The following is a 22,358-nucleotide window of genomic DNA, read 5'->3' as shown; positions in this document are numbered from 1 at the left end:
CCGAAAAATGATAAACTTATTTATTGAGTGGAACGCTGATCCGACCATCATTAATTTGCTGGGATTCCCCATCCGTTGGTATGGATTATGTTTCGCATTTGCCTTCTTAGCTGGTTTTCAGGTAGTCTCCTATATGTTCAAGCAAGAGGGTAGACCTGTCGAGCAAGCGGATCAATTATTGATCTATACCATGGTGGGTACGGTGGCTGGTGCGAGAATGGGGCATTATTTTTTCTATGAATTTCCGTTACTTTTAGCCGATCCGGTTCGTTTTTTTATTCAAATGATTACCCCACCTTTTTCAGGATTAGCCTCTCATGGAGCAGCTATTGGTCTTTTTACGGCTTATTATCTGTACACGAAAAAGAACAAAGATCAGTCCTATTTATACGTAACTGACAGGATAGTGATAGCTGCAGCTTTAGCGGGCTTCTTTATACGTTTCGGGAATTTGATGAATTCTGAGATTATTGGCAAGCCGACTGATTTGCCTTGGGGCTTTAAATTTATGCGAGATTATGAGTTTAATCCGAGTGGTTTAGCTGCCTTCGTTGTACCTCGTCACCCATCTCAATTGTATGAGGCGCTTTCTTGTTTGGTCATCTTTACCTTTTTGTTGTGGATGTGGAACCGTCAAAAACAAAATACACCCCATGGGATTTTGACCGGTCTTTTTATGATTATCCTTTTTACGCTTCGTTTCTTTTATGAGTTTTTGAAGGAAAATCAGAGTTCATTTGAGGACGGTTTGTCGTTGAATATGGGTCAAATCTTATCCATTCCAGCCGTTCTTTTCGGGGTAGGCGTTCTGTTGTATGCTAAGCGTAAAACTACTTAGTATAGTCAAAGCGCAGGTGCGATAAATCAGGCAGGTGCTTTTTAGGTCGATTTAGCTCGTACTCGTAGATGACTTCCCCGAGGTTTTTGTAGAAAGGAAATCCGATGGAGTCATAATCGTATTTTTCGTCATTGAAGATTTCGTCTTCATTGCAGAGTAACACCGCCGTTACGATAAATTCTACTTTTTTGTCAAAATCGACCACATAGGCGTTGTCTAGTAGAAAGCCGTAGGCATCACCCACTTTGTTAAATATCCGAATCGAGGGGTTTAATACGGCATTTTTCTCCGATCCATAATACAAGAACTTACAAAAGGTGGCGAATTCTTCTGGGTAGGCGGGCTCTTTCGATTCAGTCGGATACATCGACATGTAGCGGTAAAGGAATTGGTAATCCTCTTTTGAAAGTTTGAATTGTTCCTTTTTAGGGAATGCCTCAGGAAGCATTAATCGCTGTAAAAACAAATGCTGAGCCTGTAAAGGGTAGGCATTTTTAAGACTAAAGTCCAAAGGTCGATCTTCCACCACCCCCGCATCATTCATGGTTCCTTTTCCTAATAAAATGGGGTTATTTGCTGCATAGGGCTTATCGTTAAATGCTTCTGGTTGCTGATACAACAATTTGCCGGAGGCATCAATCAATTGAATGGGATTCGTGTATTGATTTTCTAGGCGGGGAAGAGGAGTTTGTAGGCGGTGCGTGAGGCGGACTCCTTGGAATCCTTTTTTTGCCATGGATTCGTTGAAGGGTCTTTGGCCTAAAAACTCATATAGGCGATTATAGGCCTCATTATCAGAGACCAAAAGAATCTTTTTGATGTAATGAGCAATGCTGGGTAAACCGGACGCTGCCGTAGAATCGGTCTTAATTTCTAGCTGAGAAGGTCGGTTTTTAAATGTTTGAAAGGTCGTCTCTTTTTTAATTTTAAGCGTATTCAGTTTTTCTAGGGCTAACACACTAGCCGCTAATTTTACCGTACTCGCTGGATAGAAATATTCATTCGTATCTACACGATAAGAATAGGTAGTTAGGTTAGGTTTGTTATTTGCATCCCGATCAATTTGAGTATACAGGATTTGAAGGCGGTATTTCTCCGGATGATCTGTTAGTTTCTTGAACTTTTCTGGATGGGCAAGCAAGAGCTGCTCTAGGATATTCGTGGGTTTTTGAGCGAATGTACTCATGCTGATCAATAGAAAAAGTAGGTTACGCATAGCTGAGGATGGCTGCAGTGATGTGGTCGATATCTGCCTCTGTTAGGCAGGCTGGTAAAATAGCGCGGCAAACGGGAGGTGCGGTGATATCTGGGTAAGAAAAATGATTGACTAAAATGCCGGCAGATTTCAAGTGCTCAAAAAGCCCTGGGGCTTTGGAACAAAAGGCAGGATAGCACGCTTCGTAAGTGATGGCTGGTTGAAGTCCCTGTATTTTAGTGGCAAAGCGATTCGCAAGGACTTTGCTTTTTTCACTTAAGTCAGAGTATGCCTCCATCGACTGCAATCCTGCATGACAAAAGGCTGGATTAGGAGGCGAGGAGCCCACCCAGAAGGAATCTGTTTTAATGGCGGAAATATCTGCGGATGACCCTAAAATAACCCCAGCTGGTATGCCAAAGGCTTTCGAAAGCGAAATCGTCTGCAACAGATGGCCGCTACATTTTATCTGAATATCCTGAATGCCAGCTCGGTGCGATTCATCCACAATCAAAAAATTATCCGGATGCATGGAGGCCGCAAAAGAAAAGTCGAAAGTGGTTATCCAAGGCGAACCAATGCCGTCAGAAGCTAGAATTTGACCTTTTTGATGGCTTAAAATCCAATCCGAATAGGTGCCAGGGTAAGGTAAATGAGGATGTCTCCAAAGCGCTGGATGCGACTGTGGAGCTAAGTTTAAGGTTAAGCCTTTTTGCTGAGCAAATTGTACTGCGATTTGGGCTGCGGCTAAACCGGAGGAACATAAGGCGGCTGCTTCTACCTTAAAATGGGCGGCTAAAGCCTGTTCGAAATCCTCCCAAATGGAGAATTGTAAGTTATTGCGACGTGAGCTGCCGAAGTTTTGGGAATACTGCTGAATTCCTTCCGCTAAGGCATTTTGAAAAGTAGGATGGGAGCCAATACCTAAATAATTCGTGCCTCCTAGCCAAAGGTATTCCGCCCCCTCAAAAGCTATTTTACGGCCTGGAATCTGTGTTTCTGTGATGGAATAACTCATAACAATTCAGCGCCAGTTCCTGGTAAATTAGAATAAGAAACGACTCCATAATCGATGGTAATCCCTCTAGAAATCGTGTCATCCACAAGTAAACAACCATCCATGTCCACGTAATCCAGTAAAGGAAGCAGTTGAGCAATAGCTGAACAGCCTATGGTGGATTCGGTCATGCAGCCCACCATCACTTTTAGGCCGAGAGTTCTTGCCTTTTTAATCATGCGTAAGGCAGGAGTGAGGCCGCCACATTTCATTAGTTTGATATTGATGCCATGAAAATAGCCGGCACATTTTTCCACATCAGACTCTAGGATGCAACTTTCATCGGCGATAATAGGCAAGGAGGATTCTTGGTACACCTGTTTCATGCCTTCCCAATTATCTGCTTTTAGCGGTTGTTCGATGAATTCGACTCCTAATTTTTGCAATTCAGGAGCAAAATATATCGTTTGCTCAGGTGTCCAAGCGGTGTTCGCATCGACGCGGAAAATGGCGTTAGTTTCTCTTCGCAAGGCTTCTACGATTTCTAAATCAGCTGGAGTGCCTAGTTTGATTTTGTAGAGAGGGAAGGGCGTTTCCTGCATTTTGGCCACCATCTTTTCCACCGTATCAATTCCTATCGTGTAGTCTGTGATCGGATTCTTAGCAGTGTCTAAATCCCAAATCTCATACAGTGGCTTATTATGCGTCTTGCCCCACAAATCCCAATAAGCCACATCCAAAGCACAAAGCGCAAAGGGATGCTCATCTAAGAGCATTTTGGACATCATCGCCCAAAAATCACTCGGGTGAGGTAAAATATCGTGTGGCAACAGATCAATAATAGATTCAACCTGCGCCTTCATTTTCGCCATCGTCACCCCATAATAGGGCGTTTCCGTTGCTTCCCCAAAACCACTTTTACCATGCCAGCTCAACTCCACAATTAGCGTGGGTTGCACATCTCTCGATTCATGCGTAATCGTGAATGTGTGCTTTAGAGGCAGATCGAAGGTATGTAGTTTCAGTTCCATACAGGCTTATTTGAGTGGAATATAGGGTAATTTCTTCGCTTTATCTCCTGCTTTTTGCCAAACTAATCCATCCGCACGCGACCAATTAATCAAGTCCCCTGATCCGTTATGGGCTAATACCTCGCCGTTTTCTACTGGAATCCATTGGTCTAGTTCTGCGGAAGGTTTTGGTAAAAATTTAATCTCCTTCACCTGGTATTCCGGCCATTCCCCTGAAACCCAAGGAAGGAAGTACACCCAGAAACAAGTTAAAGTCGAGATTGGATTACCCGGGAAAGCAAAAACGACCTTGCCATCTGGGCGTGTAGCCACTAATAGCGGTCTACCTGGTTTTTGGGAAATTTTATGGAAAATGGTTTCGAAACCAGCCTCCGCTAGAACACCAGGAATTAAATCTTTTTTGCCAGCTGAAACGCCACCAGACAATAAGATGATGTCATTGGAATCCAAAGCCTTATCAATACTAGCTTTAATTTTCTCAGCGGAATCGGCTAAGTGGCTGGAGTTCGCTTTGAATCCTTTGGACAATAAAACGGATTTAAGCATCATCACATTCGAGCTGCGGATTTGGTGGTCAGCTGGCGTCTCATGTAAGCCGACGATTTCATCGCCAGTAGAGAAAATATGCACGTGAGGCTTTGATTCAACTTCAATGTGGGCTTTTCCCACCGTCGCTGCAATCGCAATTTCGACAGGTCCAATCTTTGTTCTTTTCTTAACTAAAACCGATCCTGCTGGCGCATCAGCCCCTTGTGAATGTATGTGTTGCCCTTTTTCCAATGGCGTTTTGCCGATGTAAGTAGCGATCTTTTTTTCTATGCTCAGATCTTCGATCTTAATGATCGCTTCTGTTCCGCGTGGTGCCGTCGCACCAGTCATGATTTCTAAGGCACCATCGGTTTTTTTGATGGCCTTTACTGGTTCTCCCGCAAATAAAATGCCTTCAATTTTCCAGGTAGGTGCCGTGATATCTTTTACGGCGATTCCATCCATCATGACACGGTCGAAAGGAGGGAAGTCACGGTCAGCCACGATTTTCTCGGCGATGTTCATTCCTAACGTTTTTGCCAAAGGCATTTTCTCTGTACGGAAAGGAATGGTGATGTTTTTAAGTAATTCAATCGCTTCTAGTGGGCTGATCATGTGTATGGTTTTATCGTATTTGTTAAATTTCGCTATTTTTTGCTAATTCTCCCGTATTTTTGTCTTCTAAATTTCAAATTAGCTATGTCAATCGACTTCTCTCACTTGCAATCAGATGGTACGCCCGGAATGGTGGATGTTAGTTCAAAAAACGAAACGGTTCGCGAAGCCAAAGCGCAATCTATCGTCTATTTAGGAGCCGAAATCGTGCAGCATTTTGAGGCGGCTGGCTGGCAAAATAAGAAAGGGAGCATTCTGCAAACAGCGGTTATCGCTGGAACCATGGCGGCTAAAAAGACCTCGGATTTGATTCCTTTGTGCCATCCTTTGGGATTAGATTCCTGCAAATTCGAGACAGAAGTACAGAATGATCAAATCATCATTACCTGTATTTGCCGATTAGAAGCGAAGACGGGAGTAGAAATGGAAGCGCTCGTGGGAGCTTCAGTAGCCGCTTTAACGGTATACGATATGTGTAAATCGGTGTCCAAAGGCATCGTGATAAAAGAAACCAAACTGATTTCTAAATCAGGCGGTAAATCCGATTTTCAAGCCTAATATGTCCTCTCACCACATCATTCGAGACAAGCAAGAACCCGCGCTCATTATTGCGAATGGGGAGGCCTGTTCTTTGGATTTAGTGGAACAATTGCTCGAATGGTCACCTACGGTAGTGGTGCTCGATGGGGCTTTGGAAAGAGTCATCTCATTAGGCATCAAAGTCGATGTCTGGTTAGGGGATTTCGATCATTCGAACGAGGCAGATTACCGTGATTATCCTTTGAAAAAAATCCATACGCCGGATCAAAATTTAACCGATCTAGAAAAAGCTTTTGAATACTTAATTGAGGAGGGTTATCCGGCCGTTAATGTCGTTTGGGCATCCGGAAAACGGATGGACCATACCTTAAATAATTTTCATTCTCTAGTACGTTATGGGCATAAACTGAAGATTGTATTCTTTGACGATTATTCCACGTCTTATTTATTGCCTACGAGTTTCGAAAAGTGGTATCCGGCAGGAACGCCTATTTCATTGATTCCGTATGGAGAGGCGTTTCAAGTGAAGTCTTCCGGTTTAGTCTACGATTTAAATCATCCTGTTTTAAAACTAGGAACTCAAACAAGTTCGAGCAATGAAGCACGGGAAGATGGAATCGTGAAAATTAGCTACGAAAGCGGGGCGCTTATTTTGATGGAGTGCCACGATTGATTTTGTCCTGCTCTGAAGGTTTATAAAAAACAGGTCTGGAGGCTACCTCTGGAAAGTAATTCTGCTCCACCCAATTGCCCGGAAAATCATGCGGGTATTTATAATCAGCCCCATAATTTAAATCCTTCATCATGCGCGTAGGTGCGTTGCGTAAGTGCAAAGGCACGGGCAAATCCCCTGTTTGTTCGACATAGGCCATCGCTTTGTTGATGGCGTTATAGGCCGAATTACTTTTTGGCGATGTGGCCAAATAGATAACAGTTTGTGAAAGAATGATGCGAGATTCTGGATTTCCTATCACGCGAATGGAATTGAAGCAAGATTGAGCTAACAGTAGCGCATTCGGGTTCGCTAATCCAATATCTTCAGAGGCTAGTATTAACAATCTGCGACCGATAAATTCCAAAGATTCTCCTCCCGCTAGCATTCGTGCTAACCAATAAACGGCCGCATCTGGATCTGACCCTCGGATGGATTTAATGAAAGCAGAAATGATATCGTAATGTTGCTCGCCATCCTTATCGTATTGCGCTAAGTTTTTCTGCAAACGCTCTGTGACTAAAGCATTGGTTACTTCGAGTTCGTTTCCGCCTTCCGTGGTAATTAAAAGCTCGAATAGATTTAACAATTTCCGCCCATCACCTCCTGAGAAATGGAAGAGGGCATCGGTCTCTGTTAAAGTGATTTTTTTATCCTTAAAAAGTGCATCGGTGGCAATTGCTTTGGACAACATCTGATTCAAATGCTCATTCGAGAGCGATTCCAATACATAGACCTGACAGCGTGATAAAAGGGCAGAAATCACTTCGAAGGAAGGGTTCTCTGTGGTCGCACCCACTAACGTAACGATTCCTTTTTCGACCGCATTCAAAAGTGAATCCTGCTGCGATTTCGAGAATCGGTGAATCTCATCAATAAAAAGGATGGGCGATTGCGCCTCAAACATTCGGTTCTTCTTCGCTAATTCTAAGGTTTCCCTTACTTCTTTCACACCTGATTGAACGGCAGAAAGGGAATACATCTTGCGCTTTAGAGCGCCCGCTAACAAGGTAGCTAGGGTAGTTTTTCCGACACCCGGAGGTCCCCAAAGAATACAGGAAGGCAAATGACCCGCCTCGATTGCTTTTCGCAGAGGCGCATTCGCACCCACGACCTTTTCTTGGCCAATGTACTTATCCAAAGTAGTGGGGCGCATTCGTTCTGCGAGAGGCTGCATCATCTTTCGAAGTTACGGGAATTTTGTAAAATAGAAATAGAATTTGTAGCTTGATGTTCTAAATAAACCTATCAATTATGAATCATTCTAGACGCTCTTTTCTGCGTTCCTCCGCTTTAGGCTTAGGCGCATTGGCTTTCGCTTCACCTGCCTTGCAGGCATTAGCAGCCGTTAAATACAAAAAACTTGTCGGCATTCAATTGTATTCTGTTCGCGATGACATGCGAAAGGATCCACAAGCCACTTTAGAAGCTTTAGCCCAAATGGGTTACAAGTATGTGGAACATGCTAATTACATTGGTCGTAAATTTTATGGCTGGGAAGCAAAAGAATTCAAGAAACGTCTCGATGATTTAGGGATGAAAATGCCTTCTGGTCACACGGTGATGGGAAAATTGCATTGGGATGATGCGAAGAATGACTTTACAGATCTTTGGAAATATACGGTAGAAGATGCAGCCGTCATGGGGCAAGAATTGGTGATTTCTCCGTCAATCGATATGGGGATTCGCAAGGATAAGAACCTGTTATTGAAGTACATGGATATCTTTAATAAGTCGGGTGAGTTATGCCAAAAATCGGGCATGCGTTTCGGCTACCACAACCACGATTTCGAGTTCTCTGAGAAATTAGATGGGGAATTATTATACGACCTCATGTTAAATAATACGGATCCTACGCTCGTAGCACAACAATTAGATATAGGTAATATGATCAACGGAGGAGGGGTTCCAGCCGAGGTGATGAAGAAATTCCCGGGTCGTTTCGTGTCGATGCACGTAAAAGATGAGGTGCCAGCGAAGTCCGGTCACGAGCATTTTGAATCGACTGTTTTAGGAAAAGGTTCAGGCCAAATCGATGTGCAAGCCCTAGTTAAATTAGGGGATAAGGAGGGTGGAACAAAACACTTTATCATTGAACAAGAAGCCTACCAAGGATTACAGCCATTGGATTGCATGAAAGAAAACATCGCGATTATGCGCGGATGGGGATACAAATAATACACTTATGAAAAAACTAGCCTTAATCACCTTACTAGCAGCACCCTTTTTAGCGGACGCACAGTCTTCGTTAAAACCAGTAATTACGCAAAAAGCAGATGCCTTGAAAGATAAGGTCATCGCTTGGCGCCGTGATTTTCACGAGCATCCAGAACTTGGGAATCAAGAAGTGAGAACCGCTGGAATTGTTGCGGCTCATTTACGCTCTTTAGGGATTGAGGTGCAAGAGAAAGTAGGATATACGGGGGTTGTCGGTGTATTGAAAGGGGGTAAACCTGGTCCTGTGGTCGCTTTACGTGCTGATATGGATGGCTTACCTGTAACGGAGCGAGGTGATTTGCCATTTAAATCGAAGGTAATTACAGAGTTTAATGGCCAAAAAACGGGTGTCATGCACGCTTGCGGTCACGATTCACATGTGGCGATCTTGATGGCGGTGGCTGAGATTTTGGCATCCGAAAAAGCAAAATTAGCGGGTACCGTTAAGTTTATTTTCCAACCTGCAGAGGAAGGCGTGTATAACGACAAAGGGGAAATGGTACTTTCTGGAGCCGAATTGATGGTGAAAGAAGGCGTTTTAGAGAATCCGAAGGTGGATGTTATTTTTGGTTTACATATCGCAGCCGGTTCTGACAATGGGGTGATCGAGTACAAGCCGGGGGCTACCATGGCTGCGGTGGATCAGTTAGATATCAAAGTAAATGGAAAGCAGGCACACGGTGCAAGCCCCTGGACGGGAATCGATCCGATTGTCATCTCATCTCAGATCGTGATGGGTTTACAAACCATCGTTTCTCGCTCGGTAAATATCACGGAGGATCCAGCGATTGTAACCGTAGGGGCTATCCACAGTGGTATTCGCCAAAACATTATCCCAGAATCGTCTCACATGATCGGTACCATCCGAACCTTTGGGGTAGAGCAACGTAAATTAGTACACCAACGTATTAAGGACATTGCTACAAATATCGCTGTAAGTGGTGGAGGCAAGGCCGATGTGACGATAGGTACAGGTTATCCGGTTACCTACAACAATCCACAGCTTGTGGAGAAAATGTTGCCTACTTTACAGGGGGTGAATGGTAAAGACAGGGTACGTGTTGTTCCTGCGCATACGGGGGCAGAAGATTTCTCCTTCTTCCAACAAAAAGTCCCTGGATTCTTCTTCTTTTTAGGCGCTCGCGCGGATAACAAGAAGGCGGACGAAGTGGCAGGACACCATACTCCGGATTTTCATTTAGATGAAGGTCATTTCCAAGTAGGGGTGAAAGCGCTCTCTAGCTTAGTAGTCGATTACTTCGAACAAGCCAAGAAATAATTCATTAGGGATCTGCTATTTTAGGCAGATCCCTTTTTTTATCCTAAACCTATGAAAAAACTTCTCCTTCTCCTCTTGGTAGGATCTTTCGCCTATGGCCAAAATATCAAGACCGAACTTTGGAAAAAACCTTGGAAAGCCACCTGGATAACTTACGCCGAAAACTCGGCGAATGCCTATAATTTAGTTGGGCTGAAGGATTACGGAGTGTACCGCTTTCAGCGCAAAGTCCCCTTATTAGCGAAACCTGCGAAATGCATCATTCACGTTTCCGGAGATAATCGATACAAATTATACGTTAATGGAACCTGGGTATCCGCCGGGCCAGCGCGGGGGGATTTGTATTTCTGGAATTTTGAAACGCTTGATATTGCCCCTTATCTTAAGGCAGGAGAGAATAAAGTGGAGGCCTTGGTTTGGAATGAGGGGAAAGGGAAGTCCGAAGCCCAAATATCCTATGCCACTGGTTTTATTTTGCAGGCTGATGAGGAGACTTTTGAAGCTTTCAACACGAATGTAGGTTGGGAGGTGTCGAAAAATAGAGGAATTAGTCCGCTGGCTGTTCGTGTGCCCGGATATTATGTGGCGGGCGCAGGAGAGCTGCAGGACTATGCCAAAGGTTGGTCGCCCTTCATCTCTGCTAAATCTTTAGGTCCGGGACTAACAAAAGGCGCGGCCATCGATTCGAGAGGATGGATGTTACACCCGTCCGCTATTCCTGCTATGGAATTAAAATCGCAACGATTTGCGGCGATTCGCAAAGGGGAGGGGGATTTGATTCATGGAAGTCCATTGGTGATTATGGCCAATTCTTCTATGGATATATGGGTCGATCAAGGAGAACTAACAAATGCGTATCCGCAATTGATTTTCTCTGGTGGTAAAGAGGCTAAAATTGGTTTGACTTATGCAGAGGGACTGTATGAGAAGAAGCCTTTGAGTACGACGACGAAGAACGGCAACCACAAGGGTAATCGAAATGAGATTGAAAATAAATACTGGTTAGGGCGCAAAGATAGCCTTATCGCAGATGGCGGAGCACATACGTTTGAGACGATGACCTATCGGACATTTCGCTATGTGCGTCTGACGGTGAAGACGGAAGCGGAGGATTTGACTTTACATGATTTCAAAAGTGTGTTTACTGGTTTTCCATTTCAGGCCAAAGCCTCATTGAAAACGAACAATCCTTTGATTCCACAATTGCTGGATGTGGGTTTCAGAACCGCGCGATTATGTGCGATGGAAACTTATATGGATTGTCCCTACTATGAACAATTGCAATACATTGGGGATGCGCGGATTCAGGCCCTCGTGAGTTTGTATTATGCAGGTGATGAGCGTTTAGTTCGCCAAGCTTTAGATCACATGGATCATTCGCGCATCGCGGAAGGGATTACGCTTAGTCGTTACCCGACCGATTTGCACCAGCAAATTCCGACCTTCTCCTTATGGTACATCGGGATGTTGCATGATTACTTACGGTATGGAAAAGAGCCGTCTTTCTTGAAAAATAAGCTGGCGGGGATGCGGGGTATTTTGGATTATTTTGCTCGCTTTGAGGGAACAGACGGAACCTTGCAAAATATTCCGTATTGGACGTTCTCGGACTGGGTGAATGCCTGGCCGCGGGGAATTGCGCCAGTGGGACCTTCGGGGCGTTCTTCTGTACTTGATTTTCAGTATATCTGGGTCTTGCAAAATGCGGCGGAATTAGAAAGGTATTTTGGTTATCCAGAGATGGCTGCTCGCTATGAGGCGAAGGTGAAAGCCTTGAAGCCGGTTCTTCAAAAGCTATACTGGGACGCTGGACGCGGATTGTATGCGGATACGGAAGTACATGATAAATATTCTCAACATGCGAATTCATTGGCGATATTAGCCGGAATGCCTGCTTCAGGTGTGGCGGATAAGCTTTTAGTGAAAAAGGATTTAGCTCCAGCTTCCATCTATTTCAAATACTACCTTCACTTGGCTTTAACGAAAGCGGGTAAGGGGAACGATTATATGACTTGGTTGGACAAATGGAAGGAGAATATTGATATGGGTTTAACGACTTGGGCAGAGACGTCTGATATTTCCACTTCGCGTTCTGATTGCCATGCTTGGGGATCGAGTCCGAATATTGAATTCTTCCGAATTGTGTTAGGGGTGGATTCGGATGCGCCGGCTTTTGGAAAAGTGAAAATCGAACCACATTTAGGTGAACTTTCTCAAGCAGAGGGAATTGTTCCTCATCCGCAGGGAGAAATACAGGTTGCTTACAAACCAGGCAGCGCTTCGATTACCTTGCCGGGAACGATCAGTGGAAGCTTTGTTTGGCAAGGAAAGAAATACCCATTAAAAGCGGGAAAAAATTTATTGACTATCCCTAGGTAGGATAGGACGGTTGAGCCCTTTTGCCTGTGTAGTTTTGAGAAAAAAAGAAATAAACATGTACAAACACGTATCGTATCTCTGGGATGACGCGAAAGCAGCGACGCTCGCAGGGAATGAAGTCGACTTATTTATCTACCGCTCTAACATTTTGGGAGCGGATTTACGCATCACGAATTACGGCGGAGGCAATACCTCGGTGAAATTGCAAGACAAAGATCCGTTAACCGGATCGGAGACGGAAGTGATGTGGATTAAAGGATCAGGCGGCGACATCGGCACCTTGAAGAAATCAGGTTGTGCGGCTTTGTATGTGGACCGTTTACGTTCTTTAACGAATGTGTACCGCGGATTAGCACACGAGGATGAGATGGTGGAATTATTCAACCATTGCATTTTTGATTTGTCGTCCAAAGCACCTTCCATCGACACTCCCTTACACGGTTTCTTACCGTTCAAGCACATAGATCACTTACATCCAGATGCTGCGATCGCAATTGCTGCCTCGAAGGATGGAGAACAAATTACGAAAGAATTATTTGGTGGATTAATTGGCTGGGTAGGCTGGCAACGTCCAGGGTTCGACCTAGGATTGCAATTAAAGGCTTGTTTAGACGAGGCGGCTTCTCGCGGTGTTCAATTGCGCGGAATTATGCTGGGCTCTCACGGTTTATTTACCTGGGGAGATACCTCATACGAATGTTATGTGAATACCTTAGAGGTGATCGAAAAATGTGCGGAATTCATTGAGTCGAAAACGTCGACGATTTTTGGGGGTGCACGTATCTCTTCATTTTCTCCTGAGGAACGTTTGGCGAAGGCGGCTGCTCTTGCACCTGTTTTACGCGGTTTTTGTTCCTCCCATGTTCAAATGGTAGGGCATTTCTCTGACGATGAGCGCGTATTGCAATTCATTAATTCAAAAGATTTAGATCGTTTAGCTCCATTAGGTACTTCTTGCCCGGATCACTTCTTGCGGACGAAGATTTCGCCATTAGTGTTGGGAACGGATGTTTCGGTGGAGGCATTGACTCCCTTATTCGAAGAATACCGTCAAATGTATGCAGCCTATTACGATGGATGCAAGCATGCGAATTCACCAGCGATGCGTGACCCGAATCCCGTGGTGATTTTATATCCAGGGGTGGGCATGTTTACGTTTGCCAAAGACAAACAAACTGCCCGCGTTGCTGCTGAATTCTATACTAACGCCATAAACGTCATGCGTGGTGCGGAGGCGATTTCATCCTATACTTCGCTACCGCGTCAAGAAGCATTCGATATTGAATATTGGTTATTAGAGGAGGCGAAATTACAACGTATGCCGAAGCCAAAAGCTTTGTCAGGCCGTGTCGCTTTTGTAACAGGCTCTGGTGGGGGAATTGGAAAGGCCATCGCTAAAAAGATGGCACAAGAAGGTGCCTGCGTTATTTTGAATGACGTGAATGCAGAACGTTTAGCGGAGGCGAAAGCTGAGTTCATTGGTTTGTTCGGGAAGGATGTCGTTTCGACGGTTATCGCTGACGTGACGAATCAAGAGTCGATTGAAGCGGCGATGAAGCAGGCTTGTTTGGATTTTGGTGGAGTGGATCTGATCGTAAATAATGCGGGTATTTCGATTTCGAAGGGAATTCTGGAGCACACGCAGGGCGATTGGGATAAATTATATGACATATTAGTGAAAGGCCAATACTTGGTTTCGCAGGCGGCTATTGCCGTGATGCGCAAGCAAGGTTTAGGCGGAGATATTGTGAATATTGTATCGAAAAATGCTTTCGTAGCTGGACCGAATAACGTGGGTTATGGTTCTGCCAAAGCTGCTCAAGCGCATATGACCCGATTATTAGCGGCTGAATTAGGACCTGATCACATCCGTGTCAATACGGTTAATCCGGATGCGGTGATTGCGGATTCGAACATTTGGGCTGGAGGCTGGGCCGAAGGTCGTGCAAAAGCCTATGGCATTACTGTAGCCGAATTGCCAGCCTATTACGCGAAACGTACCCTTTTAAATGAATCTATTTTGCCAGATGATATTGCTAACGCATGCTTCGCATTCGTGGGTGGCTTATTGAATAAGTCGACCGGAAATGCCTTGAACGTAGATGGCGGTGTAGCGGCAGGATTTTTAAGATAATTTAGTCTGAATAGCACTATGAATATTTCGAACCATAACGATGCTTTACTAGCGCAACATAATCGCCGCTTGGATTTTTTAAAATCTGAGGTAAATCTGCCAGCTGGGATTTTACAGAAATTAAAGGATTTCCAAATCGCTATTCCTTCTTGGGCTTTAGGTACAGGAGGAACTCGTTTCGGCCGTTTTTCTGGCGGAGGCGAACCACGTAATTTAGAAGAGAAAATAGCGGATGTGGGTTTATTGCACGCATTGAATCAATCATCAGGTGCGATTTCTTTGCACATTCCTTGGGACATCCCCACGGATCCAGCGGCGATTCGTACGTTAGCGGCTCAACACGGATTGGCCTTCGATGCGGTGAATTCAAACACCTTTCAGGATCAAGCGGATCAGGCTCATTCGTATAAGTTCGGATCTTTGCAACACGTTTCTGCAGCGACTCGGAAACAGGCGACTGATCATAATATCGAGGTGATAAAGCACGGGGTCGAACTTGGTTCGAAGGCATTAACCGTTTGGTTGTCAGATGGTTCTTGTTTTCCGGGTCAATTGAACTTCCGTCATGCCTATGAGCGCACGGTGGATAGTTTGCGCGAGATTTATGCAGCGCTTCCATCGGATTGGTCCTTGTATTTAGAGTACAAAGCTTACGAACCTAACTTCTATTCGACGACAGTAGGGGACTGGGGTGCCTCGTATTCGATGGTGAATAAATTAGGACCACAAGCGAAGACTTTGGTCGATTTAGGCCACCATTTACCGAATGCGAACATCGAACAAATCGTCTCAATCCTTTTGATGGAAGGAAAATTAGGTGGATTTCACTTCAACGATTCCAAGTATGGTGATGATGATTTAACAGCGGGTTCGATTAAACCCTATCAATTGTTCTTGATCTTCAACGAATTAGTGGACGGGATGGATGCAAAAGGTATGAATCATGCCAAAGACCTAGGCTGGATGATCGACGCCTCCCACAACGTAAAAGATCCGTTAGAGGATTTGTTGCAATCCGTTGAGGCCATTCAAATCGCCTATGCTCAGGCATTATTGGTTGATCGCGTAGCATTAGAAGCAGCAAGAGAAGCCAATGATGTAGTGCGTTGCCAAGAAATTTTACAGGCGGTATTCCGCACCGATGTGCGCGCTTTGGTGGCGCAGGCTCGTTTAGAATTAGGCGGAGCTTTAGATCCAATTGCCTTGTTCCGTCAAGAGAAAATGCGCGAGCAATTAATCGCGGCGCGGGGTGCTAAAACGGTAGCGACGGGTTTGTAAGATGAGTTTGAAAACACCAGTTATCGCGGTATTTGACATAGGAAAGACCAATAAGAAGGTCTTTCTCTGGTCAACCACTTTCGAGATTGTGTTTGAAAAGCAGCAGACTTTCGACGAGATCGTAGATGAAGATGGCTTTGCCTGCGAGGATTTAGGAGCATTGCAACAATGGATTGTATCCACTTTTGCTGAGCTTTGTCAATTACCCGAATTCGAGATTATAGGCTTAAATTTTTCCGCCTATGGCGCGTCTATTGTTTATGTGGATCGGATGGGCGAACCGCTAGCTCCCTTGTATAACTATTTGAAACCTGTCTCAAAATCCTTTCCATATACTGAATACGGTGGAGAGGACGAATTTGCACGCAAGACGGCTTCGCCCATCTTGGGCAATTTGAATTCGGGTTTGCAAGTGTATGAATCCACTTTTAGATCTTTCTGGCCTGAGGTATTTAAGGCGGTCCATTTCCCGAACTATTTAGCGTCCTTATTTACGGGTCGTCTTGTTTCGGAGATTACGTCCATCGGCTGTCACACCGCTTTATGGGACTTTGATTTAGGTCAATACCATCCATGGGTTGCTACTATTCAGGATCAATTAGCCCCTATTTCGACGGAAGCTTACGTACCCATCGACGGGATTATTTACGGATTAGGTTTGCATGATTCGTCCGCGGCACTTGTTCCTTATTTACGTTCGATTTCAGATGAATTTGTGCTATTATCTACCGGAACCTGGTGCATCGCGATGCACCCGTTCAATGAATCGCCTTTAAGTGCGGAGGAATTAGCGGAGGACGTGTTGTGTTATTTGCAGCCAAATGGCAAACCAGTAAAGGCATCTCGCTTGTTTGGAGGGCATTTTCACGAGGAGCAGGTAGCGAGAATGGAGGCGCATTTTGGTGGTTCCTATCATGATTTGACGTTTTCGGAACGGGTATTTTCACTATCCAGTAGGAGTTCGACTGTTTTTGAATGTGCCTTTGCCTCACGTGATTTACATGATTTTCCAGATTTAGCTTCGGCGTATGATCAATTCATGGTAGATTTGGTAGGTCAACAGCTCCATAGTTTAAACCTGTTGCTGAAGGATGCGCCGGTCAAACAATTGCTAGTGGACGGTGGTTTTAGTAAAAACGAATGGTACATGTGCTTGTTAGCACATGCGTTGCCAGAAGTGGAAGTTTATGCGGCGGAAGTAGCGCAAGCGAGTGCTTTAGGCGCTGCGTTGATGGTTTACGAAGGGGAGACTCCCAAAGATTTAATTCAATTGAAACGATTTTAAGATGCGCGTAGCTCTGTTTGTTCCTTGTTACATTGACCAATTCTATCCGCAGGTTGCGGTGGCGAGTTTGGAATTGTTAGAGAAACTGGGCTGCGAAGTAATTGTTCCTACTGACCAAACCTGCTGTGGCCAACCGATGGCCAATTCCGGTTTTGCCTCTTCAACGGAAGGATGCGATGCAAATTTTACCCAAAATTTTGAAGGATTTGATTACATCGTAGGGCCTTCAGGATCCTGCGTATTACACTTGAAGGAGCATCATCCATCAGAGAAAATCAGAAATTCGGTTTATGAAATTTGCGAGTTTTTGACGGACGTTTTGAAAGTCTCCGCTTTGTCCGCGACTTTCCCGCATCGCGTCGGATTGCACCAAAGTTGCCACGGACAACGGGGTCTACGTTTAAGTTCGATGTCTGAACGCAACGAAAAGCCTTATTCGAAATTAGAAGATTTACTCTCGCTGGTGAATGGTGTAGAAGTTGTGATGCCGGAGCGAGAAGATGAGTGTTGTGGATTTGGCGGCACTTTTTGTGTGACAGAAGAGGCGGTTTCGGTGAAGATGGGGCAGGATCGAATTAAGGAACATGCGGCGAATGCCGTCGACTATATTGTGGGTGCGGATACGTCATGTTTGATGCACATGGAAGGAATTTTGAGACGTCAGGGCTCGAAAGTTCAAGTAAAACACATCGTTGAAATATTGAATCATGCTTAGTCACGCGGAAGCTTCGGAGAATTTTATTGCGGATGCGGAACGGACGGATTGGCATGACGAAACTTTGTGGTTTGTACGCGCAAAACGCGACAAAGCTTCTAAGGTATTGCCAGAATGGGAAGCCCTGCGCGAGCATGCCTCTCAGGTCAAAGACCATACGCTAGCTAATTTAGGGGACTACCTAGTAGCCTTCGAAGCGAAAGCAAAAGCCAATGGAATCCATGTCCATTGGGCTGCTGATGCGGCGGAACATAATGCCATTGTACACAAAATCATCGCAGATCAAGGTTCTAAAATCTTGGTGAAAAGTAAGTCGATGCTGACGGAAGAATGCCATTTGAATGATTATTTGGCAGGAAAAGGCATCGAAGTCGTGGATACTGATCTAGGTGAACGAATCGTTCAGTTCAGGAATGAGGCGCCTAGTCATATTGTCCTTCCAGCGATTCACCTGAAAAAGGAGGATGTAGGGGAGACCTTTCACAAACATTTAGGAACCCCAAAAGGGAACAAGGATCCTCAATTCTTAACGGAGGCAGCTCGCCAACATTTAAGAGGGCATTTTTTGGCCTCGGAGGTTGCCATTACCGGTGTGAATTTTGCCATAGCCGAAACAGGGGAGTTTGTCGTTTGTACGAATGAGGGAAACGCGGACATGGGGGCGCATCTGGCAAAAGTCCACATCGCGTGTATGGGAATTGAAAAAATCATCCCTAAAAGGGCAGATTTGGCTGTATTTCTACGACTGCTCGCGCGCAGTGCAACAGGTCAGTTAATCACGACCTATTCGTCGCATTTTCACAAGCCTCGCGAAGGACAAGAAATGCACATCGTATTGCTAGACAACGGGCGTACGCGTCAACTCGCCGATCCGAAATACAAGAATTCCTTGAAATGTATCCGCTGTGCGGCTTGCTTCAACACCTGTCCGGTGTACAGAAGGAGCGGGGGACATAGTTACCACCAACCAGTGGCTGGACCTATAGGATCTATTTTAGCACCCAATATTGACAAGAAAGCGAATGCAGATTTACCATTTGCTTCCACGCTGTGTGGTTCTTGTTCGAATGTCTGTCCGGTAAAGATCAATATCCACGAGCAATTGTGGTTTTGGCGCCAAGATTTGATGGCGGCAGGTTTAGCTCCCATCGGGAAGTCGATTGGGATGAAATTAATGGCTTATACGCTAGCTCATCCCGCGATTTATCGTCTGGGTGGATCACTGCTGCGTAGATTTTCAGGCCTGTTAAATTCAGGTTTGAATCCTTGGTACAAGCAACGTGAAATGCCACAGGCGCCAAAAGAAAGTTTTCAAGAATGGTATAAAAAACGATGAGCGCGAGAGAACAAATTTTAGGGAAAATCGAACCGTTAGCGGAAATCAAACATCCAGGGGCCTTTCAAGGCGCTTCGGAGGATTTTGATTTTAAAGCTTCACTAGAACTGGTGGGTGCGCGAATGGTTTCCCCGGAGGAGCTCGAGCGTATATTTCCCAATAGACAACGATTGGAAAAGACCTTGGATGGCTTAAGTTTAGCAGAGGTCGAGGTGTTGGAGATTGATGGAGCATTTGGCGTAGCGGAAAATGGAGCGATTTGGTTAACTGAGGAAGCTCTTCCGCATCGTGTGGCTCCCTTTATTTGCCAGCATTTAGTCATTCATGTGCAGAAAATAGTTCCTAATATGCATGCAGCCTATGAGGAGTTAACTAATCAAACCACGGGTTTCGGTTTGTTCCTAGCTGGTCCATCTAAGACCGCCGATATTGAGCAATCGCTCGTCATTGGTGCACATGGTGCGCGGAGTTTGACCGTGGTAATCCACGCATAATTTTGTATTTTTGCTTCGTATGAAGCATCTCATCCTCTTTTTTCTCTTTTTTACAGGGCTAGTTACCCAAGCCTCTGAAGGGACTCAAGAAAAAATTCAACGTTACAAACCCTACATTGATTCCTTGTCTCAGGTCTATGGAATACCTACGAAATTAATCATTGGGGTAGGGATTTGTGAATCCGGTTTTGGCCAATCTAAACAATCCATTAAACAAAATAATTACTTCGGTTTGCGAGGTAAATATTCCCGTAAAAAAAAGTCGAGTTTCAAGCATTATAATCGACCAGAGGAAAGTATGGTGGACTTTTGTGAGGTTTTAGCGAGCAAGAAATACTATGCTAATTTAAAGGGGAATCAGGATCCGATGAAGTGGACGAGGGCGATGGCGAAGGCGCGTTATGCGGCGAATGCGAAGCGTTGGATTCGATTAATGAAAAAATCTTTTACCTTGATATGAAGACAGGATATTTGTTTCTGGCGTCTCTGTGCTTCATTTTAGTGTGTTCTGCGCTGTATTTGTACAGTTATATACCTAGCACGTATATTGTAGGGGACCAAGAAATCAAGAAATTATTTGAGATTGAAACACCCGTACAGAAAGTGGAGAGGAAAATAGAGGTGGCGAAAATAGACACGCTACCTACCTTTATTATTCCTAAAGACACGACAAAAATTGTTTATTCTAGCATTCCTGAGCCTATTTTGCCTGACTCTAGTGTGGATGATTCGACTCGGCATCGGGTTTTGTTAATCGGTGATTCAGAAGCCGGAGGGATGAAAAATGTATTGAATGATTATTGCCAAAGCAATGGCCACAAACTCGTCGCCACTGTCGAATGGTCCTCTGCGACTTCCCTAAACTTCGCCAAGTCGGACACCATTTCTAAGATCATCAAACGTTACCGCCCCACCTTTGTATTTGTCCTATTTGGATTGAATGAGGTGCTAGCGAAGGATTATTCCACCCGAAAAGCCTTAGCAAGACAATTCCAAAAAAAGCTTAACGGATTACCCTATGCCTGGATAGGCCCTACGAATTGGGGTTATGATTATGTCGTGACGGATGCTTTTCAAGCGGCTGCAGATTCTGCCGCTTTCTTTCCTTCGAAGCACTTAAATTTGCCTAAAGCGACAGATGGTCGCCATCCTTCATTGCCGGGATACCGGATTTGGATGGGGAATGTGGCGAATTGGTTGCAAGAATCGAGTCGTTGGAAAATTCGGATGATGCCTCCCGTACGTTTTGGTTACCCTAAAAAATACAAAGCAATTGTACTCAATGCAGCAGATTATCGAGGTTATTAGGCAGGCAATAGGGACGGTCCCTTTTGAGCAGCTTCTTCGAGAATTCATGTTGTATTCCACGAAGCAGCCTTGGTTTTTTACGGAGTTTTCGTTCTTGTTTACGTTTGGACTATTTTTGTTTTTCTATGCGATTTTATTCACGCAGAATGTCCTTCGTAAAGTCTATTTGATCGCCTTTAGTCTGTTTTTCTATTATAAATCGAGCGGACCATTTTTAGGCTTATTCTTATTTCAGATTATAGTAGACTACTTTTTTGCTCGAAAAATTGAACGGACAGAAGGAAATGCAAAGCAGATTTGGGCAACCATTGCTGTCCTTTTTAGTCTGTCCTTTTTGCTCTATTTCAAGTATCCTAATTTCCTTATTGAGAATACGAATTGGCTATTATTAACGCATTTCGAGTCGGTGGATTTATTCCTTCCTATTGGTATTTCTTTTTATACTTTTCAGTCGATTTCCTATCTGGTAGATGTCTATCGGGGAGAGATTCGGGCCTCTAAAAATATCACGGATTATGCCTTCTATATGACCTTTTTTCCTCATTTAGTGGCGGGTCCTATCGTCAGAGCGAAGGATTTTTTGAATCAAGTAAATTGCCCCGAAAGTCCCGATGCTCGCCGATACAAGGAGAGTTTATTACGTATCATATTGGGTCTTTTGAAAAAGCTGTTGATTGCGGACTACCTAGGAAAATATGTCGATATGGTTTTCGAAAATCCCGCCTTTTATACGGGAGGCGAAAATCTGTTAGGCGCAGTAGCCTATAGTTTCCAAATCTATTTTGATTTTTCTGGTTACTCGGATATCGCCATTGGCTTGGCTTTATTACTCGGATATCGATTAAAAGAGAATTTTGATCATCCTTATGGCGCTTCGAATGTGACCGAATTTTGGCGCAAATGGCACATCTCTTTATCCTCATGGTTACGTGATTACGTATACATTCCTTTGGGAGGGAATCGGAAGGGAGCATTCAATACCTACCTGTTTTTGTTGATCACGATGCTCGTGGGTGGTTTTTGGCATGGGGCAAGTTGGAAATTTGTGGCCTGGGGAGCTGCGCATGGATTGGCGTTAGCACTTCACAAAGTAGCCAATAAACACCTTCCTGAGGGTAAATGGATGGATTTTATAGGTGGGATTTGTACGTTTTGTTTTGTCACTTTCTGCTGGATTTTCTTCCGAGCAAAGGATTTCGATTCAGCCTTAACTATCTTAAATCAAATCACGTACGCTACATCCGAGCTTGATTTTCTGGGTTTTTGGTTTTCTCGAAATGAACTCGCTATCTTGCTGATAACGTTACTGGTTTGGATTTTGATTCCGGCTAATTGGAAGAAAAAAGGATTTGAATGGAGTTTTTATATTCCCTCTTTTTTCTGGTTTTTCTTTCTATTAGCCGCTTTGCAATTCATCATACAGTTCCGTGACTCCCTAGTTCAACCCTTTATTTATTTCCAATTTTGAGGTATGTCT

Annotated in this window: 20 protein-coding genes; 15 read left to right on the top strand and 5 right to left on the bottom strand. The window is 44.4% G+C overall.

The features are described from left to right. The first annotated feature begins 7 nt into the window (after positions 1-7). Positions 8-838, top strand: a complete 831-nt coding sequence (gene lgt / locus V7S74_RS03665; protein ID WP_406777409.1) for a prolipoprotein diacylglyceryl transferase — start codon at positions 8-10, stop codon at positions 836-838. Here lgt and V7S74_RS03660 read toward each other — a convergent pair. From V7S74_RS03660 to V7S74_RS03645, 4 genes are read right to left on the bottom strand one after another with little or no spacing between them, the layout of a single operon-like run. Then, on the bottom strand, positions 831-2,054 hold the full coding sequence (locus tag V7S74_RS03660) for a serine hydrolase (protein WP_406777408.1): 1,224 nt from the start codon (positions 2,052-2,054) through the stop codon (positions 831-833). The genes lgt and V7S74_RS03660 overlap by 8 nt on opposite strands. Then, on the bottom strand, positions 2,047-3,051 hold the full coding sequence (locus V7S74_RS03655) for a PLP-dependent aminotransferase family protein (protein ID WP_406777407.1): 1,005 nt from the start codon (positions 3,049-3,051) through the stop codon (positions 2,047-2,049). Before V7S74_RS03655 ends, V7S74_RS03660 begins: the two co-directional genes overlap by 8 nt. After that, positions 3,048-4,061, bottom strand: coding sequence for a dipeptide epimerase (locus V7S74_RS03650; protein ID WP_406777406.1), 1,014 nt, complete (start codon positions 4,059-4,061; stop codon positions 3,048-3,050). The genes V7S74_RS03655 and V7S74_RS03650 overlap by 4 nt, the downstream gene beginning before the upstream one ends. A gap of 6 nt (positions 4,062-4,067) precedes the next feature. Next, entirely contained in the window at positions 4,068-5,204 is a 1,137-nt protein-coding gene (locus V7S74_RS03645; protein WP_406777405.1) for a molybdopterin molybdotransferase MoeA, read from the bottom strand. 84 nt (positions 5,205-5,288) lie between these two features. Here V7S74_RS03645 and moaC point away from each other — a divergent pair, with 84 nt between their 5' ends. Further along, positions 5,289-5,762, top strand: coding sequence for a cyclic pyranopterin monophosphate synthase MoaC (gene moaC, locus V7S74_RS03640; protein ID WP_406777404.1), 474 nt, complete (start codon positions 5,289-5,291; stop codon positions 5,760-5,762). 1 nt (position 5,763) lies between these two features. Then, positions 5,764-6,417 carry a thiamine diphosphokinase gene (locus tag V7S74_RS03635; RefSeq protein WP_406777403.1) on the top strand — a complete coding sequence of 218 codons (654 nt, stop codon included), beginning with the start codon at positions 5,764-5,766 and terminating at the stop codon, positions 6,415-6,417. Here the strand turns inward: V7S74_RS03635 and V7S74_RS03630 are convergent. After that, positions 6,392-7,636 carry a replication-associated recombination protein A gene (locus tag V7S74_RS03630; RefSeq protein ID WP_406777402.1) on the bottom strand — a complete coding sequence of 415 codons (1,245 nt, stop codon included), beginning with the start codon at positions 7,634-7,636 and terminating at the stop codon, positions 6,392-6,394. The genes V7S74_RS03635 and V7S74_RS03630 overlap by 26 nt on opposite strands. A gap of 74 nt (positions 7,637-7,710) precedes the next feature. Here V7S74_RS03630 and V7S74_RS03625 point away from each other — a divergent pair, with 74 nt between their 5' ends. Genes V7S74_RS03625 through V7S74_RS03570 form a run of 12 tightly spaced genes read left to right on the top strand, consistent with a single transcriptional unit; the run spans position 7,711 to position 22,349 of the window. Next, a complete protein-coding gene (locus tag V7S74_RS03625) occupies positions 7,711-8,634 on the top strand; it encodes a sugar phosphate isomerase/epimerase family protein (protein ID WP_406777401.1) in 924 nt (307 codons plus the stop codon). A 7-nt stretch (positions 8,635-8,641) separates the two neighbouring features. Then, positions 8,642-9,952 (top strand): amidohydrolase, encoded by a 1,311-nt coding sequence (locus tag V7S74_RS03620; protein ID WP_406777400.1) that lies wholly within the window; start codon positions 8,642-8,644, stop codon positions 9,950-9,952. A 51-nt stretch (positions 9,953-10,003) separates the two neighbouring features. Beyond that, positions 10,004-12,331 carry an alpha-L-rhamnosidase-related protein gene (locus V7S74_RS03615; protein WP_406777399.1) on the top strand — a complete coding sequence of 776 codons (2,328 nt, stop codon included), beginning with the start codon at positions 10,004-10,006 and terminating at the stop codon, positions 12,329-12,331. Between the two features lie 55 nt (positions 12,332-12,386). Then, the gene (locus V7S74_RS03610) at positions 12,387-14,465 is read left to right on the top strand and encodes a bifunctional aldolase/short-chain dehydrogenase (RefSeq protein WP_406777398.1); all 2,079 of its coding nucleotides are present in this window, start codon (positions 12,387-12,389) and stop codon (positions 14,463-14,465) included. Positions 14,466-14,483: 18 nt separating this feature from the next. Then, entirely contained in the window at positions 14,484-15,743 is a 1,260-nt protein-coding gene (locus tag V7S74_RS03605) for a sugar isomerase (RefSeq protein WP_406777397.1), read from the top strand. Position 15,744: 1 nt separating this feature from the next. Continuing rightward, complete coding sequence (locus V7S74_RS03600) at positions 15,745-17,028, top strand: carbohydrate kinase (RefSeq protein ID WP_406777396.1); 1,284 nt, start codon at positions 15,745-15,747, stop codon at positions 17,026-17,028. A gap of 1 nt (position 17,029) precedes the next feature. Beyond that, complete coding sequence (locus V7S74_RS03595) at positions 17,030-17,743, top strand: (Fe-S)-binding protein (protein WP_406777395.1); 714 nt, start codon at positions 17,030-17,032, stop codon at positions 17,741-17,743. Beyond that, positions 17,736-19,079, top strand: a complete 1,344-nt coding sequence (locus tag V7S74_RS03590; protein WP_406777394.1) for a lactate utilization protein B — start codon at positions 17,736-17,738, stop codon at positions 19,077-19,079. Before V7S74_RS03595 ends, V7S74_RS03590 begins: the two co-directional genes overlap by 8 nt. Beyond that, positions 19,076-19,573 (top strand): LutC/YkgG family protein, encoded by a 498-nt coding sequence (locus tag V7S74_RS03585; protein ID WP_406777393.1) that lies wholly within the window; start codon positions 19,076-19,078, stop codon positions 19,571-19,573. The genes V7S74_RS03590 and V7S74_RS03585 overlap by 4 nt, the downstream gene beginning before the upstream one ends. A 19-nt stretch (positions 19,574-19,592) precedes the next feature. Further along, positions 19,593-20,033 (top strand): glucosaminidase domain-containing protein, encoded by a 441-nt coding sequence (locus V7S74_RS03580; RefSeq protein WP_406777392.1) that lies wholly within the window; start codon positions 19,593-19,595, stop codon positions 20,031-20,033. Next, positions 20,030-20,881 carry a hypothetical protein gene (locus V7S74_RS03575; RefSeq protein ID WP_406777391.1) on the top strand — a complete coding sequence of 284 codons (852 nt, stop codon included), beginning with the start codon at positions 20,030-20,032 and terminating at the stop codon, positions 20,879-20,881. Before V7S74_RS03580 ends, V7S74_RS03575 begins: the two co-directional genes overlap by 4 nt. Next, complete coding sequence (locus V7S74_RS03570) at positions 20,856-22,349, top strand: MBOAT family O-acyltransferase (RefSeq protein WP_406777390.1); 1,494 nt, start codon at positions 20,856-20,858, stop codon at positions 22,347-22,349. The genes V7S74_RS03575 and V7S74_RS03570 overlap by 26 nt, the downstream gene beginning before the upstream one ends. Positions 22,350-22,358: the final 9 nt, after the last annotated feature.

Source organism: Aquirufa novilacunae (assembly GCF_045310505.1).
Classification (GTDB): Bacteria; Bacteroidota; Bacteroidia; order Cytophagales; family Spirosomataceae; genus Aquirufa; species Aquirufa novilacunae.
This window is presented reverse-complemented; position numbering and strand designations above follow the sequence as displayed.

What these genes read in the sequence shown, in the direction of transcription:
- lgt (WP_406777409.1), top strand. Translation starts at nt 8, where the DNA reads ATGATAAACTTATTTATTGAGTGGAACGCTGATCCGACCATCATTAAT.
- V7S74_RS03660 (WP_406777408.1), bottom strand. Translation starts at nt 2,054, where the DNA reads ATGCGTAACCTACTTTTTCTATTGATCAGCATGAGTACATTCGCTCAA.
- V7S74_RS03655 (WP_406777407.1), bottom strand. Translation starts at nt 3,051, where the DNA reads ATGAGTTATTCCATCACAGAAACACAGATTCCAGGCCGTAAAATAGCT.
- V7S74_RS03650 (WP_406777406.1), bottom strand. Translation starts at nt 4,061, where the DNA reads ATGGAACTGAAACTACATACCTTCGATCTGCCTCTAAAGCACACATTC.
- V7S74_RS03645 (WP_406777405.1), bottom strand. Translation starts at nt 5,204, where the DNA reads ATGATCAGCCCACTAGAAGCGATTGAATTACTTAAAAACATCACCATT.
- moaC (WP_406777404.1), top strand. Translation starts at nt 5,289, where the DNA reads ATGTCAATCGACTTCTCTCACTTGCAATCAGATGGTACGCCCGGAATG.
- V7S74_RS03635 (WP_406777403.1), top strand. Translation starts at nt 5,764, where the DNA reads ATGTCCTCTCACCACATCATTCGAGACAAGCAAGAACCCGCGCTCATT.
- V7S74_RS03630 (WP_406777402.1), bottom strand. Translation starts at nt 7,636, where the DNA reads ATGATGCAGCCTCTCGCAGAACGAATGCGCCCCACTACTTTGGATAAG.
- V7S74_RS03625 (WP_406777401.1), top strand. Translation starts at nt 7,711, where the DNA reads ATGAATCATTCTAGACGCTCTTTTCTGCGTTCCTCCGCTTTAGGCTTA.
- V7S74_RS03620 (WP_406777400.1), top strand. Translation starts at nt 8,642, where the DNA reads ATGAAAAAACTAGCCTTAATCACCTTACTAGCAGCACCCTTTTTAGCG.
- V7S74_RS03615 (WP_406777399.1), top strand. Translation starts at nt 10,004, where the DNA reads ATGAAAAAACTTCTCCTTCTCCTCTTGGTAGGATCTTTCGCCTATGGC.
- V7S74_RS03610 (WP_406777398.1), top strand. Translation starts at nt 12,387, where the DNA reads ATGTACAAACACGTATCGTATCTCTGGGATGACGCGAAAGCAGCGACG.
- V7S74_RS03605 (WP_406777397.1), top strand. Translation starts at nt 14,484, where the DNA reads ATGAATATTTCGAACCATAACGATGCTTTACTAGCGCAACATAATCGC.
- V7S74_RS03600 (WP_406777396.1), top strand. Translation starts at nt 15,745, where the DNA reads ATGAGTTTGAAAACACCAGTTATCGCGGTATTTGACATAGGAAAGACC.
- V7S74_RS03595 (WP_406777395.1), top strand. Translation starts at nt 17,030, where the DNA reads ATGCGCGTAGCTCTGTTTGTTCCTTGTTACATTGACCAATTCTATCCG.
- V7S74_RS03590 (WP_406777394.1), top strand. Translation starts at nt 17,736, where the DNA reads ATGCTTAGTCACGCGGAAGCTTCGGAGAATTTTATTGCGGATGCGGAA.
- V7S74_RS03585 (WP_406777393.1), top strand. Translation starts at nt 19,076, where the DNA reads ATGAGCGCGAGAGAACAAATTTTAGGGAAAATCGAACCGTTAGCGGAA.
- V7S74_RS03580 (WP_406777392.1), top strand. Translation starts at nt 19,593, where the DNA reads ATGAAGCATCTCATCCTCTTTTTTCTCTTTTTTACAGGGCTAGTTACC.
- V7S74_RS03575 (WP_406777391.1), top strand. Translation starts at nt 20,030, where the DNA reads ATGAAGACAGGATATTTGTTTCTGGCGTCTCTGTGCTTCATTTTAGTG.
- V7S74_RS03570 (WP_406777390.1), top strand. Translation starts at nt 20,856, where the DNA reads ATGCAGCAGATTATCGAGGTTATTAGGCAGGCAATAGGGACGGTCCCT.